We start from the raw sequence: 16876 nt of genomic DNA, 5'->3' as shown, positions 1-16876 counted from the left end.
CTAGGTGCTGGGATTACGACGCGTGCGCGGCAGCCCAGGCGGGGTAGGCGCCTTCAAGCTCGACGACGTCGTACCCGGCGTTGCGCAGGGCGTTGCCGACGATCGAGCTGCGCATACCGGAAGCGCAGTACGCCACGATCTTGCCCTCCGACGGCAGCTCATCGAGGTTCCAGAGAGCGCGTCCGCCGTGCAGCTGGTGGGAGCCGGGGATGTTGCCGGCGGCATGCTCGGTGCGGGCACGGACGTCCAGCACCATGGCGGCGTCGAAGGAATCCAGCTCCGTGGCGGAGATGGTGGCCGGGGCTTCCTGCGGGAGTCCGTCGAGGCTGGTGACGAAGCCGGCGACGTCGTCAATGCCAACGCGGGCCAGTGAATCCCGTACTGCGTGGGCCTGGTCCTGGTCTGCGGTGAGCAGGACCAGCGGGCGGGTGCGCTCGGATTCGGGGTCTACGGCCCAGGCACCGAAGCTGGCGGTCTTGCCGTTGGCCGGGATGTGCAGTGCGCCGGGGACGGTGCCCTTGTGGAGCTCCGGGACGCTGCGGGTATCCACGAAGGTGGCCTCCCGGGTTTCGAGGCGGGAAACCACGTCGGCTGCGGGGAGTTCCGCGAGCGGCTCGCGCGGGCCCACGACTGCCGGGCCCTGCTTGTTCTGCTTCTTCATGCGGGCGAAGTAGGCGTGGGCCTCGGGCTGGCCGTCGAGGAGTTCATTGATGAAGCCCTGCTCGTCGTTGGCTGCCAGGTACTTGCCCCACCAGGCGTAGAGGCGCTCGTAGCCCACGGTGGAGGAGGGGATGGCGCCCAGCGCCTTGCCGCAGGCGCTGCCGGCGCCGTGGCCGGGGTGCACCTGTACGTAGTCGGGCAGGGTGAGGAACTTGTCCCGCAGGCTGGCGAACATCTGCTTGGCGCCTTCGAAGCGGGTGTCGATGCCGCCGGCTGCTTCGTCGAGCAGGTCGGGGCGGCCGAGGTCACCGGCGAAGACGAAGTCGCCGGAGAGCAGGTAGCCGGCCTGGTCGGTGAACGCACCGTCGGTGACCAGGTAGGAGAGGTGTTCGGGGGTGTGGCCCGGAGTGTGGAGGGCCTTGATGGTGAGGTTACCGATCGTGATGGCATCGCCGTCGTACATCCGGGTGCCCTCGAAGCCGTACTGCCAGTCGGCTCCGCCTTCACCGGAGATGTAGATCTGCGCCCCGGTGGCGGCGGCGAGTTCACGCGTACCGGAGAGGTAATCGGCGTGGATGTGGGTCTCGGTCACCGCGGTGATCTTCATGCCGTTCGCAGCGGCGAGCTCAAGGTAGGGGGCGACGTCGCGGCGGGCGTCGACGACGATCGCCTCGCCCAGGCGCTGGCAGCCGATGAAGTAGCTGGCCTGTGCCAGGTCTTCGTCGTAAATGCGTTCGATAAGCATGGGTACTCCTTTGGGGGATCGGGGTACTACTACGGTAATACCCCCTAGGGTATAAATCAAAATACCCGCGGGGGTATCAAATCCGGGAGTCGCTCGGTCCACGCGCCTGCGCAGGGTGTGCGCATCGGCAGATACTCGTTTCCTGGCTGCGGTGTTGTGCTATCTTGGTCCTGATAAATCTGATTTATTACTGGCCCGGCCACGACCAAATCAGATGTAATGGCGCGTCTGAGGAGTTTTGCCATGTCGTTGGCGAACAAGCAATATCCCCCGCTTGTGGTGATGGGAGTGCAGGGCTCCGGCAAGTCCACTGCCGGTCAGGCCGTGGCTGCCCGGCTGGGACTTCCGTTCCTGGACGGCGATGACCTCCACCCGGTGAGCAACAAGGCGAAGATGGCCTCCGGGCATCCCCTGACGGACGAAGACCGTGAGCCCTGGCTGCGCGCAATCGGCCGTGAGCTGGCTGCGGGGCTGGAAAAAGGGACCCCCATCGTGGTGGCGTGCTCGGCCCTGAAACGCCAGTACCGCGACCTCATCCGCTCCTATGCGCCGGACACGCAATTCATTCACCTGGAAGGATCCCGGGAACTGATTGCTGAACGGCTGAGCCGGCGCGACCACGAGTACATGCCGCCGACCCTGCTGGACTCGCAGTTCGCCACCCTGGAGCCCCTCGGCGAGGACGAGGCCGGAATCCGGCTGAGTATCACACTGACCCTGGACGAAATGGCGGACACCGCCGCTGCTGCCATTCCCCCTGCCGGATCCTGACCCCCGGCAACGAACCCCCCATCCTGATAGGACAACGATGACCGATCTTGAGCTCAACTGGACGCTGGGTACCCCCGGCCTCCTGCTGATCGCCGTCGCAGCAATTGCCCTGCTGCTCGTGATGATCATGAAATTCCGTATCCACGCTTTCCTGGCGCTGATTGTGGTCAGCCTCCTGACCGCCGTCGCAACCGGTGTCCAGGCCGGGGACATTGTGCCCACCCTGCTGAGCGGCTTCAGTTCCACCCTGGGCAGCGTGGCGCTGCTGGTCGGTCTGGGCGCCATGCTCGGCCGCATGCTGGAAGTCTCCGGCGGAGCTGAAGTACTCACCAACGCGCTGATCAACAAGTTCGGCCAGAAGCGTGCTTCCCTGGCGCTTTCGGTGGCCTCCCTGCTCTTTGGCTTCCCGATCTTCTTCGACGCAGGCCTTGTGGTCATGCTGCCGATCATTTTCACTGTTGCCCGCCGCATGGGCGGCTCACTGCTGACCTATGCCTTCCCTGCAGCTGCGGCCTTCTCCGCAATGCACATCTTTGTGCCTCCGCACCCCGGCCCCGTGGCCGCCACTGGCCTGCTGGGCGCCGACGTCGGACTGGTCCTAATCTTCGGCCTGCTCGTCGCGATTCCCACCTGGTACCTGGCCGGCTACCTGTTCGGCCACTTCCTGGGGCGCAAGTTCAACATCCCCGTGCCCTCCATCCTTGATGCCCCCAAGGGGTCGGTTGAGTCCGAGTTCCGCTCTTCGCCCAGCCTGGGCACGATCATCACCCTCCTGCTGCTGCCGTTCGTGCTGATCTTCCTCAACACCGGCCTCAACATGGCTGCCACCGCTGAGCTGGTCTCGCTGGATGACACCTGGGTGCAGGTGCTGCGCATGCTTGGTGAGACACCGGTTGCGCTGCTGGTTACCGTCTTCCTGGCCATGTGGCTGCTTGGCCGCCGCCAGGGCAAGAAGGGCACCCTGATCGAGACCGTGGTGGATTCCGCCCTGGGCCCGGTCTGCTCCATCATCCTCATCACCGGTGCCGGCGGTATGTTCGGCGGTGTGCTGCGTGCCAGCGGCATCGGCAACGCTATTGCCGACTCCCTGGATGCCGTCGGCCTGCCCGTCATTGTGGCCGGCTTCGTGATCGCCGCGATTGTGCGTGTTGCCCAGGGTTCGGCCACCGTTGCCCTCACGACCGCTGCCGCCCTGGTGCAGCCCGTGGTCCTGGACAACCCGGACTTCAACGCTGTGCAGACCGTTGCGATTGTGCTGGCTCTGGCTGCAGGTTCGGTGTTCGCCGGCCACGTCAACGACTCCGGCTTCTGGCTGGTCAGCCGGTTCTTCCAGATGGACACCAAGACCACGCTGAAGACCTGGACCGTAGGCCAGGCGCTGATCGGCGTCGTCGGTTTCATCCTGGCGCTGGCGATCTACCTGGTCGCCTCAGGGTTCTAGTACATCCATCCGGCCGGGAGCAGCTCTGCTCCCGGCCGTTTTGGCACCCGGATTCTTTTGGTGCCGGAGAGGAGCGGCTGCCATGGCTGCAGACATGTTTGATATTTCCGGGCGGGTTGCCCTGGTGACCGGCTCCAGCCGGGGCATCGGCAACGCGATTGCCCGCGGGCTGGCAGGTGCTGGCGCCGTCGTCGTCCTGAATGGGCTGGACGCGGACCGGCTGGAAGGTGCGCGGGCTGCGCTGGCCGCGGAGTTCGGCGAGGACCGGATCTTTGCCCGCCGCTTTGACGTCACCGATGCTGTCCAGGCGGCCGACGGCGTGGCCTGGGTTGAGCGGGAAGTCGGGCCGCTTTCGATTCTGGTGAACAACGCCGGTGTCCAGCACCGCGTGCCGATGCTGGAGCTCGACGTCGCGGACTGGGAGCGCGTAATGCGCACCAACCTGACCAGTGCGTTCCTGGTGGGCAGGGAAGCTGCCCGGCACATGATTCCGCGCGGTCGGGGCAAGATCATCAACATTGCTTCCGTGCAGACGGATCTTGCCCGGCCGACCATCGCGCCGTACACGGCGTCCAAGGGCGGAATACGGAACCTGACCCGTGCCATGACCGCTGAGTGGGCCGGCGAGGGACTGCAGATCAATGCAATTGCCCCGGGGTACATCCACACCGAAATGACCCAGAACCTGGTTGATGACGAGGCGTTCAACTCCTGGATCCTGGGCCGGACTCCGGCGCATCGCTGGGGGAGCGTGGAGGACATTGTGGGTCCGGCGATCTGGCTGGCTTCGGATGCGTCGAACTTCGTCAACGGGCAGGTCGTCTTCATTGACGGCGGCATGACCACGGTGGTGTGAAAGGTAATCATGGAATCTGTTCTTGGAGTAGTCGCCCACGGAGCCGGTGACCTGCGGGTTGAACCGGTTGAGCCTGGCACCCCGTCGGTTGACGAAGCCGTTGTGGAGATCGTGTACGGCGGTGTCTGCGGGTCCGACCTGCATTACTGGCAGCACGGTGCTGCGGGGGAGTCGACCCTGAAGGCGCCGATGCTGCTGGGCCACGAGGTTGTGGGCCGGGTTGTCCGCGCTGCTGCCGACGGAACTGGGCCGGCCGAGGGGACTGCCGTTGCGGTGCATCCGGCGACTCCGGGTCCCGGAGACGGGTCTCGGTATCCTGCGGACCGGCCGAACCTTTCGCCCGGCTGCACCTACCTGGGCAGTGCTGCCCGATTCCCGCATACGGAGGGTGCTTTTGCCCGGTTTGTGAATTTGCCGGTACGGATGCTTCGGGTGCTGCCGGAGAGCCTGCCGCTGCGGCGTGCTGCGCTTGTGGAGCCTGCCGCCGTTGCCTGGCATGCAGTTTCCCGGGCCGGGGATGTGCGGGGCAAGCGTGTGCTGGTAACCGGTTCGGGTCCGATAGGTGCGCTCATTACTGCTGTGCTTCGGGCGCGGGGTGCCGGCGAGATTATCACTACTGACATGCACGAGTTTCCGCTGGAGACCGCGCGTGCGGTCGGTGCTGACCGCAGCCTGCTCGCGACGGATGCCGAGGACATTGCTGCAGTGGATGCCGATATCTGCTTCGAATCCTCGGGCAGTTACCGCGGACTGATGTCTGCCATGCAGGGTGCGACCCGCGGCGGCCGGGTTGTCATGGTGGGTCTGCTGCCTTCGGGTGAGCAGCCTGCGCTGATCTCCCTGGCGATTACCCGCGAGCTGGAGCTGGTGGGGTCCTTCCGGTTCAACGATGAGATCGATGAGGTCATTACTGCCCTCGCCGACGGGAGCCTGCAGGCCGACCCGGTAATTACCCACGAGTTTGCTGTGGAGGATGCACTGGAGGCGTTCGAAGTGGCTCGGGATGCGTCGGTCAGCAGCAAGGTTCTGCTGCGCTTCGGTGACTGAGACGGGCTGAGGCGGGCGGGCTAGACGGGCGGCTGAGGCGGGCGGGCTAGACGGGCGGCTGAGGCGGGCGGTGAGGCAGCTGGCCGCTAGGTCCGGCCGCCCGGAAGCGGCGGTGCGGTCGATTCATAGGTGTGGCCGGTGGGAGTGGTGATACGGACGGTGTGCTTGGCCGGAGGGCCGGGACGTCCTGACCGGATTGCTGTTGCGATCCACCCGGGTGCTTCTTTGGCGTGGTTGCAGGCTTCGCAGAGTCCTTGTCCGTTGGTGTAGCTGGTGGGTCCGCCTTCTGCGTGGGGCTGGATGTGGTCGATGTGCCGGATGGGCGCGTCGCACCAGGGTGTGCGGCAGGTTTGGTCCCGGGTGCGGATCAGTCGTGCCAGTCCGGCAGGGAACGCACGGGCTTTGGATTCCATCGCGGTTAGCTCTCCGGAGACCGGGTCCAGATACAGGCGTCGCAGGCTCACCAAGGACAGTTCCTGCGGTTCCGGTCCCGAATCCGGAGAGGTTGTCCGGCTGGCTGGCCTTGGGTTTGGCAACCCCGATGCGTCCTCAGACGGTGGGCCGGATGGGCCTTCGCCTGGCGGTGAAGGTTGTCGGCCTGCACCTGGCAGTGCGGCCGCCCGGCTTTCACTAATACCCAGTGCCGAGCGGATCAGCTCCCTAGCCCAGGCGCCGGGCACGATCCCGTAGCCGGGGAAGTACGCGGGCGCTTCCCTGTGCCCTCTGGGCGCTCCAGGCCCGCCGGTTGAGCCTGTCACGCCAGCATCGCCCGTTCTTCCCCTCGCGCGGGGAGAGCCCGGAATGAAGTCCGTGCCGTGCGGTGCCCGTGGCTCTGAGCCCTGGTCTTGCGGCGCTTGGCTCTGCGGGATGAGGATCTCGGAGAGCAGGGTCCGGTCGGTGATCACGAGCTGCACCTCAACCGGGACCCGGTCTGCTGTTGTCTGGCCGGTGACGCGTTCGACGAGGGTGTCCGCCATGATCTGGCCCCGTCCGCGTTCGTCCCCGGTGGCACGCAGGGAGTCCGCGGCCCGGGACAACGCGGCGTACACGGCAACACCCTGCGCGACCGGAAGCAGACCGGTCAGGTAGGACATGGTGTCCGGGGCCGGACGGCAGGAGACATACCGGTCAGCCACCGCCTTGGCATTGCGGCGGACCTGCGAGGCAGGATCAATGGCCTGGGTGACCGACCGGATCCTGGCAATGAGTTTCCGGTCGCCTACTCCTTCCAGACTGGAGGGATCAGCGCAGATCAGTTCATCGACCCGGTGCCGGTCCTGCACATCCAGGCACGCTGTTTCCCGCACTAAAAGGGTTGCCCGCCATTCACTGAGCACACCCAAGGACAGGGCTTTGAGGGTGTGAGGCATCTCGTGGACCAGGGCCTTCCCGAACCCCAGATGCCGGCTGCCGCGGTGCGGGGAATCCCTGCGGGCCAGGGCAACCTGTGCTCCGACACCGCGGCCGAGCTGGCCAGCCGGAACACCGGCACGGGCCTGCGCCCGGCGCTGGGAAGCATCAAACACAGCAGCAGCACGGGCCTGCACCGCCGCAGCAGCAGACTTCAGCTCCTCCAACGCCCGCATCAAATCCACCAGATAGGGATCTGACCAGGCATCGGAGAGACCATCGGCTGTCGCCGGATTCCGAAGACATTCCAGCCACGCGCTCAGGCTGTCCAACAGTCCTTGGGCGGCGGGCACGGACGCAGGCAGTAAAGACGTAGGGAGTAAGCACGTTGAACGTTCCTCCGCCGCTCCTGCTTGATCTTCCTCAACTGGACGGCGCGACCTCGGCGGAAAAGGCCCGGACAGCCCGACCATCGGATCGGACACCGCTGGATGCCGCATTGAGGGTGCTGCTTCCATTTCCAACATGCTCCACAGGCTATGAACGCGTCGCATGACCGAGGCCAGTACTGCGTGGGAATGTGGATAACGACTTCTTGGTGCGGGGACATTCGGTTGTTGGGGAGGAGAAGATCAGGTGGTTGCCTTCGGGATGCGGCGCGCTCAGCCGCCAACCGCCAGCGGCGCCCTCTCAGCCGCCGGCCCGCCCGGCACCCCGCGCCAGCCGCGCCAAGCACCCCCCCGGCGCCTGCGCCAGCCAGCCCGCTCCGGCGCCGCCAGCCCGCCAGGCACCCCACCCGGCGCCCCGCGCTGCCAGCCGCGCTGCGCCAGCCGCGCCAAGCACCCCGCGCCGCGCTGCGCCGCGCCCACGCCGCCCCGCGCCCGCGCCTCAGCTCCCGCGACCCAGCAACAACTAACCCTCCACAGCCCCCGGACGCTCCGGCGGAGTGAAGATGCGTGGTTCATCGCTCCAGACACCCTCGACTTCGGACTTGGTCCGGCGCATGATCTGGTCCATTGCTTCGCGTGCAGCATCGGGGTTACCGGCCTGAATGGCGTTGGCGACGTCGACGTGCCACTGCAGTGCTTCCTCATGGGGCCGCGACGGCATCAGGCCGTAATCCGTCCGACCACGCAGCACCTCGGCGATCATTGACTGCATCTGGCCAAACATCTCGTTCCCGGACGCGGCAAGAACCAGCGCGTGATAGTGAATATCCAGCTCCAGGAACTGCTGCAGATCCCCGGCCCGGCCCACAGCACGCATCTTCGCGGCAACAGCCATCAGCTCAGCGGCCATGTCTTCCGGAGCGTACTGGGCCGCGAGCTCAGCGGCCGCGGGTTCGACGGCGGAGCGCAGCTCAGTCAGTGAACGCAGCTGAGCGCCCTTGCCCGCCTTGGCGGCAAGCCTCCACCGGACAATATACGGATCAAAAACGTTCCACGAAGTCTCCGGCAGAACGCGGATACCAACCCGCTTCACAGTCTCCACCAAACCCAGGGACTGGAGCACCCGGACGGCCTCACGGGCTACGGAACGGGAGACGTTCAGCTCCGCCTCGAGCTGTTCCGAGAGCATGGTGTCCCCGGCGTGAAGCTCACCGGAAACAATCCGCCGCCCCAACGATTCGATGACGAGGCTGTGCAGGCGCGAACTCATGCGGTTTCCGGGGTGGCAGTCACCTTTTCATTCTAGGCAATTCCGGCTCAGGACTGCGGTTTCACTACCGGAAACAGCCCGTCGGGTTCCTCGCCTTCCTCATAATGGCTCGCCGCCGGACCCACGATCAGCGGATCCGGAGCACGCGCCACGCTCTTGTCCTTGTTCGGGTAGTCGACACTGTCCAGGACAAAACGCATGGCTTCAAGCCGGGCGCGCTTTTTGTCGTTTGACTTCACCACGGTCCAGGGCGCATCACCGGTATCCGTGTAGAAGAACATTGCTTCCTTCGCCTGGGTATAGTCATCCCACTTATCCAGGCTGGCGAGGTCGGTGGGGGAGAGCTTCCACTGCTTCACCGGGTCCGTCTCCCGCGCAGCGAACCGGGCCAGCTGCTCGGCACGGCCCACGGAGAACCAGAGTTTGCGCAGCAGTACGCCTGAATTCACGAGCATGCGTTCCAGCTCCGGGACCTCCCGCATGAACTCCAGGTACTGGGCCGGCGTGCAGTAGTTCATGACGCGCTCGACGCCGGCACGGTTGTACCAGGAGCGGTCCATCATCACAATCTCCCCGCCGCTGGGAAGCCGGGCGATGTAGCGCTGGAAGTACCATTGCGTGCGCTCCTGGTCCGTCGGCTTTTCCAGCGCCACCACACGGGAACCGCGGGGATTCAGGTGCTCATTAAATCGTTTGATCGCCCCGCCCTTACCGGCTGCATCACGGCCCTCGAAGATGATGAGCATCTTCTGCCCGGTGTCCTTGACCCACAGCTGCATCTTGAGCAGCTCGATCTGCAGCTGGCGCTTCTGCCTCTCGTAGCTGCGCCGGCTGAGCTTCTTGTCATAGGGGTAGTTGTGCCGCCAGGCGTCGTCGACCTTGTCCCGGACCTTGCCGGTCTTCGAATCCAGCTCGCCGAGCTCATCAAGTTCGGCAGCGTAGTCCACCGAGACACTGCTCCTCGCGCCGTCGGACGCGGTCCCCGGCACATCGAGTTTCTCAGCCAGCTCGTCGTCGGTTTTGGTCCCGGACCGGGAACCGTTCTTGCCTGTGGCCATAAGAATCTCCTTGCGAGAGTGGTGTCCTTCTGCGAATCTACGCGGCACGCGGGCCGCAGCGGAAGGGCAGCCCGCGAGCCTGCGCGGGAATCAGGCACACAGTCCGGATAATTGATGGCGATGAAATACCTGCGCTCTGCCCTGCTTTCCGCCGCCACGCTTCCCCTGATTCTCTTCGGCACCGCCTGCGTTCCGCAGGAAACCGGGTCAGCTGCCGCACCGCCGCCCGCCGAGGTGCAGGTCCAGGCGGGAACTGCCCTGGAACAGCTTGGCGGCATCCCGATCAAGGGCCGGGCACCGAAAACCGGTTACAGCCGAGAAGAATTCGGACCGGCCTGGGCCGACGTCGACCATAACGGGTGCGATACCCGCAACGACATCCTCGCCCGGGACCTGACGGAGGAAACCTTCAAGCCGGGAACCAAGGACTGTGTGGTCGCCTCAGGCACGTTTGCGGACCCGTATACCGGCACCGTCATCAGCTTCGTCCGGGGCAACACCACCAGCACGGCAGTGCAGATCGACCACGTGGTGGCGCTCTCAGACGCCTGGCAGAAGGGTGCACAGCAGCTCAGCGCGGAAGAACGCCGCCAGCTGGCGAACGACCCGCTGAACCTTTTCGCGGCCGACGGCCCCGCCAACGGAGCCAAATCGGATTCCGACGCCGCCACCTGGCTGCCGGCCAACAAGGGGTTCCGTTGCGAGTACGTTGCGCGCCAGACGGCGGTCAAAGCCGAATACCGGCTCTGGATGACCCAGGCGGAGCACGACGCGATTGCCGCAGTCCTGGCATCCTGCCCGGACGAACCGGTGCCGGCACGCGAAGGCACCGCCCCACGGACCGCTGAAGTTGCACATACCGGAGGTGCTGCGGATAGCCCGGCGGAAGGACAGGGGAACACGACGCCGGTCTACGCCAACTGCGCCGCGGTCAAGGCTGCGGGCGCAGCGCCCATCCGTCCCGGGGACCCGGGCTGGGACCCGAAGTTCGACGGCGACGGCGACGGCGTCGGCTGCACCTCCTGACGCTGCGCTGAGCGTCTGCAGGCTATGAGGACCAAAGGTGTCCGCATGGCGTTTTATCGCGGACCCAAGCTGTCCTGAAGTCCGTCGAAGGGTTTCCCGGGCGGGCCTAGCGTAGAGGCAGTTCCGCACCGGGATTCGCAGGAATCGGACAGCCCGGACGCGGATAGAACGCAGAGGAATGACGGACATGGGCCTGCTTGAAATTGAACTTGCAAAACTCGACTATGCGGAGCGGATACAGTCCGCGGAACGCCTGAGACAGGAGCTGCGGCGCAAGGACCTGCTGCCTCGAACGGCAGGACGCACCAGGCGGGCCAAGGTTGACTCGCCCGTCTTCACTTTCCGGATCGGCAGCTTCCGGTACCGGCTGTGGTTTACACGGACAGTCGCACTCTGACGGGACGTTTTGAGGCTGGCCCCGGCTACGATTCCGCTCATGGAACCCACTATCCGGAATGCAGCTGCCTCCGACGCCGCCGCGTGCGCAGCGCTCTATGCCCCCTACGTCAGGGACACGGCAGTATCGTTCGAGACGGAACCGCCCGCAGCGGAAGAGATGGCACGGCGGATTGCGGCAGCGCAGATACGGCACGCGTGGCTGGTGGCAGAGCACGACGGCGTGGTGGCCGGTTACGCGTACGCCGGCACCTGGCGCAGCCGGGCAGCGTACAGCCGGACTGCGGAAACCAGCATCTACCTGGCCCGGTCCGCCACTGGCAGCGGACTGGGGTCAGCACTCTACACAGCACTGCTGGAACGACTGGCACACCGAGGCTTCCGCTCCGCGGTTGCGGGCATGACACTGCCCAATCCAGCCAGCGAGGCGCTGCACAGCGCACTGGGATTCGAGCCGGTTGGCGTGTTCCGCCGCGTGGGCTGGAAGCACGGCGCCTGGCATGACGTCAGCTGGATGCAGCTGGACCTGCCTGCCGGGTCCGGGGAAGCGTCCTAGGCCACTTCCATCCGCTCGAGAACAAACACGGGAATCTCCCGGTCGGTCCTGGCCTGGTAATCGGCGTAGGGCGGATAGGCCTCGACCGCCCGCTCCCACCAGACGGCCTTTTCCTCACCGGTAACCTCGCGTGCCGTCATGTCCCATTTCTGCGGCCCGTCCTGCAGTTCCACGTGCGGATGGGCCTTGATGTTGAAGTACCAGACGGGATGCTTCGGTGCCCCGCCCATCGAGGCGACCACCGCGTAATCGCCGTCATGCTCCACCCGCATCAGCGGAGTTTTACGCAGTTTGCCGCTCTTGGCGCCCTTGGTGGTCAGCAGGATCACCGGGCGTCCGTTCAGGGTGGTGCCGCGGGTGCCGCCGGAGGACTCGATTTCCTCGGCCTGGTCGCGGGAGCGCTTGGAGGTGCTGGGGGCATATTCACCGGTCAGAGGCATGCGCCCCAGTTAACACCCAAGTCCGGACGGCGCACCACCCCGGATCTCAGGAAGCGGAGGGAGCCGCCGGTGGCGTGAAGATCCACGGTTCCCGCGGTAGCCGGCCCGGATCGAAAACCTCCAGCGCTTCAGGGAGGGTGCCGGGAAGCCCGAGCGAGCCCAGGATCATCGCCGCTGCCTCCGGTGCGGAAATCCCCAGGTCCGCCAGGGCGCCCAGGGTGACGGCGCCGTCGCGCTTGGCCAGCCGCTTCCCGCTCTCTGAGAGGACCAGCGGCACATGGACGTACTCGACCGGCGGCAACCCAAGCAGGGCAGCGAGGTAGGCCTGCCGGGGTGTAGAGGAGAGGAGATCGTCCCCGCGCACCACCTGGTCGATTCCCTGGGCCGCATCGTCGACGACGACGGCAAGGTTGTAGGGCGGAACACCATCGTTGCGCAGAAGCACCAGATCATCCACCACTCCCGTGTACGGCCCGAGCAGGGCGTCATGGACCGTGTACTCCTGCACATCGGCGCGCAGCCGCAGGGCAGGGGGACGTTCGCGGCGGCGTCGTTCGCGGTCAGCCTCGGACAGGTTGCGGCAGGTGCCGGGGTACGCGCCGGGAGGGGAGTGCGGGGCACGCGGGGCATCGGAAATCTCCGCGCGGGTGCAGAAGCACTCATAGACGCGGCCCTGGGCCCGTAGCTTCTCGACGGCTTCGAGGTACACGGCAGTGCGGTCGGACTGGCGGATCACCTCGCCGTCCCAGTCCAGGCCGACGGCGGCAAGATCACGCAGCTGAACCGCCTCGGCGCCGGCGCGGGCCCGGTCCAGGTCCTCTACCCGGAGAATGAACCGGCGGCCGCTGCTGCGGGCGAACAGCCAGGCCAGCAGCGCCGTCCGCAGATTGCCGACGTGCAGTTCGCCGGACGGACTGGGAGCGAACCGGCCGGCACCGGCGGGAGAGGGAGAAAGAGGAAGCACGCCTTCCAGCCTACAAACTCCGGCGTGCATCAGCGGACCCGGGGCTAGACTGGCGGGCACCCGGCAGACAGCCTTCCCGAAGGAGCCAGAACATGCCCGACTACGGCCGCGACCTGCTCTTTGGAGCCTTTATCACTCCCGTTGCCGCGCCTGCCCGGCAGGCCGTGGAACTGGCCGTCACTGCTGAGACGGCAGGACTGGACCTCGCCGCGTTCCAGGACCACCCGTACCAGCCGCGGTTCCTGGACACCTGGACCCTGATGTCCTACGCCGCCGCACGCACCAGCCGGATCCGGCTGCTGCCGGACGTACTCAACCTCCCGCTGCGCCAGCCTGTGGTGGTGGCCCGCAGCGCAGCGAGCCTGGACCTGCTCAGCGACGGACGGCTGGAGCTGGGACTGGGGACGGGCGCATTCTGGGACGCGATCGTTGCAGCCGGCGGTCAAAGGCTGTCCCCGGGGGATGCGGTGACAGGCCTGGAGGAGGCAATCCGGATCATCCGCGGTGTCTGGGATACCGCGGAGACGGCCCCGCTGCGGATGGAGGGGAAGATCCACCAGGTGCACGGGGCCAAGCGCGGGCCGGCGCCGGCGCACGACGTCGGCATCTGGCTCGGTGCCTATAAGCCGCGGATGCTGCGCCTCACCGGTGCGGAGGCGGACGGCTGGCTGCCCTCGCTGGGCTATCTGCGCGGCGGACCGGCCGATCTGGTACCCCTGAACGCGGCGATTGACGACGGCGCTGCCTCCGTCGGCCGGGACCCGGCCGCAGTGCGCCGGCTGCTGAATATCAGCGGTTCGTTCGAGCCAACAGGCAGGGGACTGCTGCAGGGACCTGTAGCCCAATGGGCTGAAGAGCTGGCCGAAATGGCGGTCGAGTATGGGATCTCCGGGTTCGTCCTGGCCTCCGATGATGCCGGCAGCATCACCCGGTTCGGCACGGAGGTGGCGCCCGCCGTCCGGGAGCTGGTGGCGGACGCACGCCTGTCCCGGACCGGCTGAGCCTACGGGCCTTCCGCCCCGGAACGCTGCACCCTACTGTGGGGAAATGACATCGGAGCTGCTGCTGCCTGCCTTGAACGCCGCCCGGAAGGGCAAGGAAGAGGGAGGAATTCCCATAGGCGCCGCCCTGTTCATAGACGGCACTATTGTGGCGACCGGGCACAACCGCCGCCAGCAGCTGGGTAGCGTTATACGGCACGCCGAAATGGACTGCCTCGAACACGCCGGCCGGCTCCCTGCGGGCTCCTATTCACGGGCCACCATGGTCACAACGCTGTCCCCGTGCGAAATGTGCACCGGAGCGATCCTCCTCTACCGGATTCCGCGCGTCGTCATCGGAGAGAACCGGAGCTACCGTGGAGCGGAGGACCTGCTGCGCCAACGAGGCGTGCAGGTGGATGTGCTGGACGACCCGGCCTGCGCACTGCTCATGGAGGAGTTCATGACCGACTACCCGACGCTCTGGAATGAGGACATCGGCGTGCTCTAACCCGGCACCACCACGATCCGTACCTGCTTTTTCCTTGCCTGTTTCGCTGCCGTCGGAAAGGATGGCCGCAGCGGGGGCGAAGAAGAGGCGAAGAACTGCAACGGCGCAGGAAGGATCGGAACAACGCATGCGGAAACTGACAACTTTGGGGATGGCCGTGACGCTGGCCCTGGTAGCGGCACCGGCGACGGCCACGGCGGCAGAACCGGTAACCGAACTGGGCGGAACACTCGCCAACGGAGCCACCTGGGCAGCGGAAGTGCCCGATGACTGGAACGGAAAGCTGGTGCTCTACAGCCATGGTTTCCGTCCCGGACCGGACAACCCTGCCTGGGATCCGGGGTTTGACTCGACCGCGCAGACCCTGACGGACCGCGGCTTCGCGGTAGCGGCGTCGTCGTACGCCAGCGCCGGCTGGGCGCTGGGCACTGCGGTGCAGGACCAGCTGGACACCCTGGCCGCGTTCTCTTCAGAAGCCGGGGAACCGGAGCGGACCATCGCTTTCGGCACCTCCATGGGCGGGCTGGTCAGCAGTCTCATCGCGGAGACACCGGACAGCGGCGTGGACGGAGCGGTGAGCACCTGCGGGCTGCTGGGCGGCGGCATCAACCTGAACAATTACCAGCTGGACGGGGTGCACGCGCTCGCCGAGCTGCTGCTGCCGGGACAGGATCTGCAGCTGACCGGCTTCCGGACACCGGAGGAAGCCGGGGTGACCATCACGGCTCTGATGCAGGCTGTCCAGCAGGCACAGACCACTGACGAAGGACGGGCACGGCTGGCGCTTGCGGCGGCCCTGATGAACACCCCCACCTGGTTCAACGGGGACACCGCACCCGCGCCGCGGGACTACGCGGCGCAGCAGGAAGCGCAGTACGGCTGGCTGCTGCAGACCATTCCCTTTGTGGTGGGATCCCGCGTCTCGATCGTCACCGCGGCAGACGGGGACAGCGGCTGGAACGAGGGCGTGGATTACCGGGCGCTGCTGCAGCAGTCCGCCCAGCGGCAGCAGGTGGACGCGCTCTACCGGGCAGCCGGGCTGGAGCTGAACCGGGACCTGCGCACCCTGACCTCGTCGGCGGACATCGAACCGAACGAAGAGGCGCTGGAGTGGATGGACCGCACCTCCACACCCCAGGGAGACCTGCAGATCCCGGTGCTCACCATGCATACCCTGGCGGACATCCTGGCACCGGTGGAATACATGGAGGAATATGAGGAAACCGTCCGGGAAGCGCGGGCGACGCCGCTGCTGCGGCAGTCGTTCATCGAGCGCACCGGGCACTGCACCTTTACGGACGCCGAGCGTATGGCTGCTGTGCTGGCCATGGACCAGCGGCTGGAAACCGGGCGTTGGGCCAACCTTGCCGAGCCGCGGCAACTGGACCGGCTCGCGGAATCACTGGGGCTCGGCGAGGCGGACTTTATCAAGTACCGTCCGGCCGAGTTCGTCAACGACCGCACCTGGAATCCGGATAAGGGGCACGGTCCCGGCAAGGGTCACGAACACGGGCCAGGCAAGGGTCACGAGCACGGACCGGGCAAGGGGAACGGAAACGCGCCGGGCAAGGGCCGCTGATCCCGGGGTTTGATCCGTGGTCTGACTCCGGCCAGGCCGGTGGAGGTTTCTGTCTAGGCCCCGGCGCGAACGGAAGCGGCCACCTCGCTGACCGGACCATTCCACGGTGTGCCGTGGCCTGGCAGGACCCACTCCACATCCGTCAAGGAGGTGAGCTTGTCCAGCGTTTCCAGCGCCTGGGCAGGATCGTCCGTGAAGGGTGAGGGCTGCAGTCCGCTTTTGCCGGAGAGTACGTTGCGGGTGGTGAGGGCATCGCCGACGAACAGCGCTTTCGCTTCGGGAACGTGGACCGCCACGCTGCCGGGGGAGTGGCCGGGAAGTCCGATGATGCGCGGCGAACCGGGAAGGTCCAGCACGTCGCCGTCCGCAACCGGAACAACGTCGCTGAGGTAGGTGGTGCGCCAGCCCTGCTTGCGCATGGAATAGGCAAGGAACCGTGCCAGCGGCCCGGGGCGCATGCCGCCCGCCGAACCCGGAGCCGGCTTGTACGGCTGGGTTCCCTGTGCCCGGGCAGCGTCAGCAGAGTGGATGTACACCGGCACGCCGGTTTGCAGGCGCAGCCGCTCGGCGAAGCCAATGTGGTCTGTGTCCCCGTGCGTCAGGACAACGCCGCGGATGTCTTCCAGCTTCCGGCCCAGTTCGGCGAGCTCGTGTTCCAGGTCCCGCCAATGTCCCGCGAGGCCGGCGTCGATGACGGTAATGCCGTCGTCGGTCACCACCAGGTAGGCGGCGACGATGTCATTGCCGATCCGGTGCACTTGAGGTGTGAGTTTCATGGTGGCTCCTCTGGTTTGCCGGCGTGTCCGGCTTACATGGCTAACCTAATTAGCTATGATG

At 66.3% G+C, this 16876-nt stretch carries 17 protein-coding genes; 10 read left to right on the top strand and 7 right to left on the bottom strand.

What is annotated here, in order from left to right:
• Positions 1–13: 13 nt before the first annotated feature.
• Entirely contained in the window at positions 14–1405 is a 1392-nt protein-coding gene (locus ACWGQ2_RS02870) for an MBL fold metallo-hydrolase (protein ID WP_452014126.1), read from the bottom strand.
• A gap of 282 nt (positions 1406–1687) precedes the next feature.
• Between ACWGQ2_RS02870 and ACWGQ2_RS02865 the strand changes: the two genes are divergently transcribed.
• From ACWGQ2_RS02865 to ACWGQ2_RS02850, 4 genes are all read left to right on the top strand, one after another.
• Entirely contained in the window at positions 1688–2176 is a 489-nt protein-coding gene (locus tag ACWGQ2_RS02865; protein ID WP_452014504.1) for a gluconokinase, read from the top strand.
• 37 nt (positions 2177–2213) lie between these two features.
• The gene (locus tag ACWGQ2_RS02860) at positions 2214–3617 is read left to right on the top strand and encodes a GntP family permease (RefSeq protein ID WP_452014124.1); all 1404 of its coding nucleotides are present in this window, start codon (positions 2214–2216) and stop codon (positions 3615–3617) included.
• Between the two features lie 82 nt (positions 3618–3699).
• On the top strand, positions 3700–4473 hold the full coding sequence (locus tag ACWGQ2_RS02855; protein ID WP_452014122.1) for an SDR family oxidoreductase: 774 nt from the start codon (positions 3700–3702) through the stop codon (positions 4471–4473).
• 9 nt (positions 4474–4482) lie between these two features.
• Positions 4483–5520 (top strand): L-idonate 5-dehydrogenase, encoded by a 1038-nt coding sequence (locus ACWGQ2_RS02850; protein ID WP_452014120.1) that lies wholly within the window; start codon positions 4483–4485, stop codon positions 5518–5520.
• Between the two features lie 86 nt (positions 5521–5606).
• Here ACWGQ2_RS02850 and ACWGQ2_RS02845 read toward each other — a convergent pair whose 3' ends face one another.
• The 3 genes from ACWGQ2_RS02845 to ppk2 all read right to left on the bottom strand — a co-directional run bounded on the left by ACWGQ2_RS02845 (position 5607) and on the right by ppk2 (position 9587).
• Complete coding sequence (locus ACWGQ2_RS02845; RefSeq protein WP_452014118.1) at positions 5607–7202, bottom strand: HNH endonuclease; 1596 nt, start codon at positions 7200–7202, stop codon at positions 5607–5609.
• A 580-nt stretch (positions 7203–7782) separates the two neighbouring features.
• Positions 7783–8529, bottom strand: coding sequence for a FadR/GntR family transcriptional regulator (locus tag ACWGQ2_RS02840; protein ID WP_452014116.1), 747 nt, complete (start codon positions 8527–8529; stop codon positions 7783–7785).
• Between the two features lie 47 nt (positions 8530–8576).
• The gene (gene ppk2, locus ACWGQ2_RS02835) at positions 8577–9587 is read right to left on the bottom strand and encodes a polyphosphate kinase 2 (protein ID WP_452014114.1); all 1011 of its coding nucleotides are present in this window, start codon (positions 9585–9587) and stop codon (positions 8577–8579) included.
• A gap of 114 nt (positions 9588–9701) precedes the next feature.
• On the opposite strand from ppk2, the gene ACWGQ2_RS02830 reads away from it, so the two are divergent.
• The 3 genes from ACWGQ2_RS02830 (at position 9702) to ACWGQ2_RS02820 (ending at position 11565) form a co-directional block, all read left to right on the top strand.
• The gene (locus tag ACWGQ2_RS02830; RefSeq protein ID WP_452014112.1) at positions 9702–10613 is read left to right on the top strand and encodes a GmrSD restriction endonuclease domain-containing protein; all 912 of its coding nucleotides are present in this window, start codon (positions 9702–9704) and stop codon (positions 10611–10613) included.
• Between the two features lie 187 nt (positions 10614–10800).
• Positions 10801–11010: a hypothetical protein gene (locus ACWGQ2_RS02825; RefSeq protein ID WP_452014110.1), complete on the top strand. Its 210-nt coding sequence runs from the start codon at positions 10801–10803 to the stop codon at positions 11008–11010.
• Positions 11011–11049: 39 nt separating this feature from the next.
• Positions 11050–11565 (top strand): N-acetyltransferase family protein, encoded by a 516-nt coding sequence (locus ACWGQ2_RS02820; protein WP_452014108.1) that lies wholly within the window; start codon positions 11050–11052, stop codon positions 11563–11565.
• On the opposite strand, the gene ACWGQ2_RS02815 is transcribed toward ACWGQ2_RS02820, so the two are convergent.
• Together ACWGQ2_RS02815 and gluQRS are read right to left on the bottom strand one after the other, a co-directional pair.
• Positions 11562–12005, bottom strand: a complete 444-nt coding sequence (locus ACWGQ2_RS02815; protein WP_452014106.1) for a nitroreductase family deazaflavin-dependent oxidoreductase — start codon at positions 12003–12005, stop codon at positions 11562–11564. The two genes, ACWGQ2_RS02820 and ACWGQ2_RS02815, sit on opposite strands and share 4 nt — an antisense overlap.
• 46 nt (positions 12006–12051) lie before the next feature.
• Positions 12052–12999 (bottom strand): tRNA glutamyl-Q(34) synthetase GluQRS, encoded by a 948-nt coding sequence (gene gluQRS, locus ACWGQ2_RS02810; protein ID WP_452014502.1) that lies wholly within the window; start codon positions 12997–12999, stop codon positions 12052–12054.
• Positions 13000–13061: 62 nt separating this feature from the next.
• Between gluQRS and ACWGQ2_RS02805 the strand changes: the two genes are divergently transcribed.
• The 3 genes from ACWGQ2_RS02805 to ACWGQ2_RS02795 all read left to right on the top strand — a co-directional run bounded on the left by ACWGQ2_RS02805 (position 13062) and on the right by ACWGQ2_RS02795 (position 16039).
• Positions 13062–13970: an LLM class flavin-dependent oxidoreductase gene (locus tag ACWGQ2_RS02805; protein WP_452014104.1), complete on the top strand. Its 909-nt coding sequence runs from the start codon at positions 13062–13064 to the stop codon at positions 13968–13970.
• Between the two features lie 46 nt (positions 13971–14016).
• Positions 14017–14460, top strand: a complete 444-nt coding sequence (locus ACWGQ2_RS02800) for a nucleoside deaminase (RefSeq protein WP_452014102.1) — start codon at positions 14017–14019, stop codon at positions 14458–14460.
• A 127-nt stretch (positions 14461–14587) separates the two neighbouring features.
• On the top strand, positions 14588–16039 hold the full coding sequence (locus ACWGQ2_RS02795) for an alpha/beta hydrolase (RefSeq protein WP_452014099.1): 1452 nt from the start codon (positions 14588–14590) through the stop codon (positions 16037–16039).
• Between the two features lie 53 nt (positions 16040–16092).
• Here ACWGQ2_RS02795 and ACWGQ2_RS02790 read toward each other — a convergent pair whose 3' ends face one another.
• Positions 16093–16815, bottom strand: coding sequence for an MBL fold metallo-hydrolase (locus tag ACWGQ2_RS02790; RefSeq protein ID WP_452014097.1), 723 nt, complete (start codon positions 16813–16815; stop codon positions 16093–16095).
• Between the last annotated feature and the right edge of the window lie 61 nt (positions 16816–16876).

It is taken from the genome of Arthrobacter sp. NPDC055585 (genome assembly GCF_053619115.1).
Note: the sequence above shows the minus strand (reverse complement) of the source record. Positions and strands in the feature narration are given on the sequence as shown.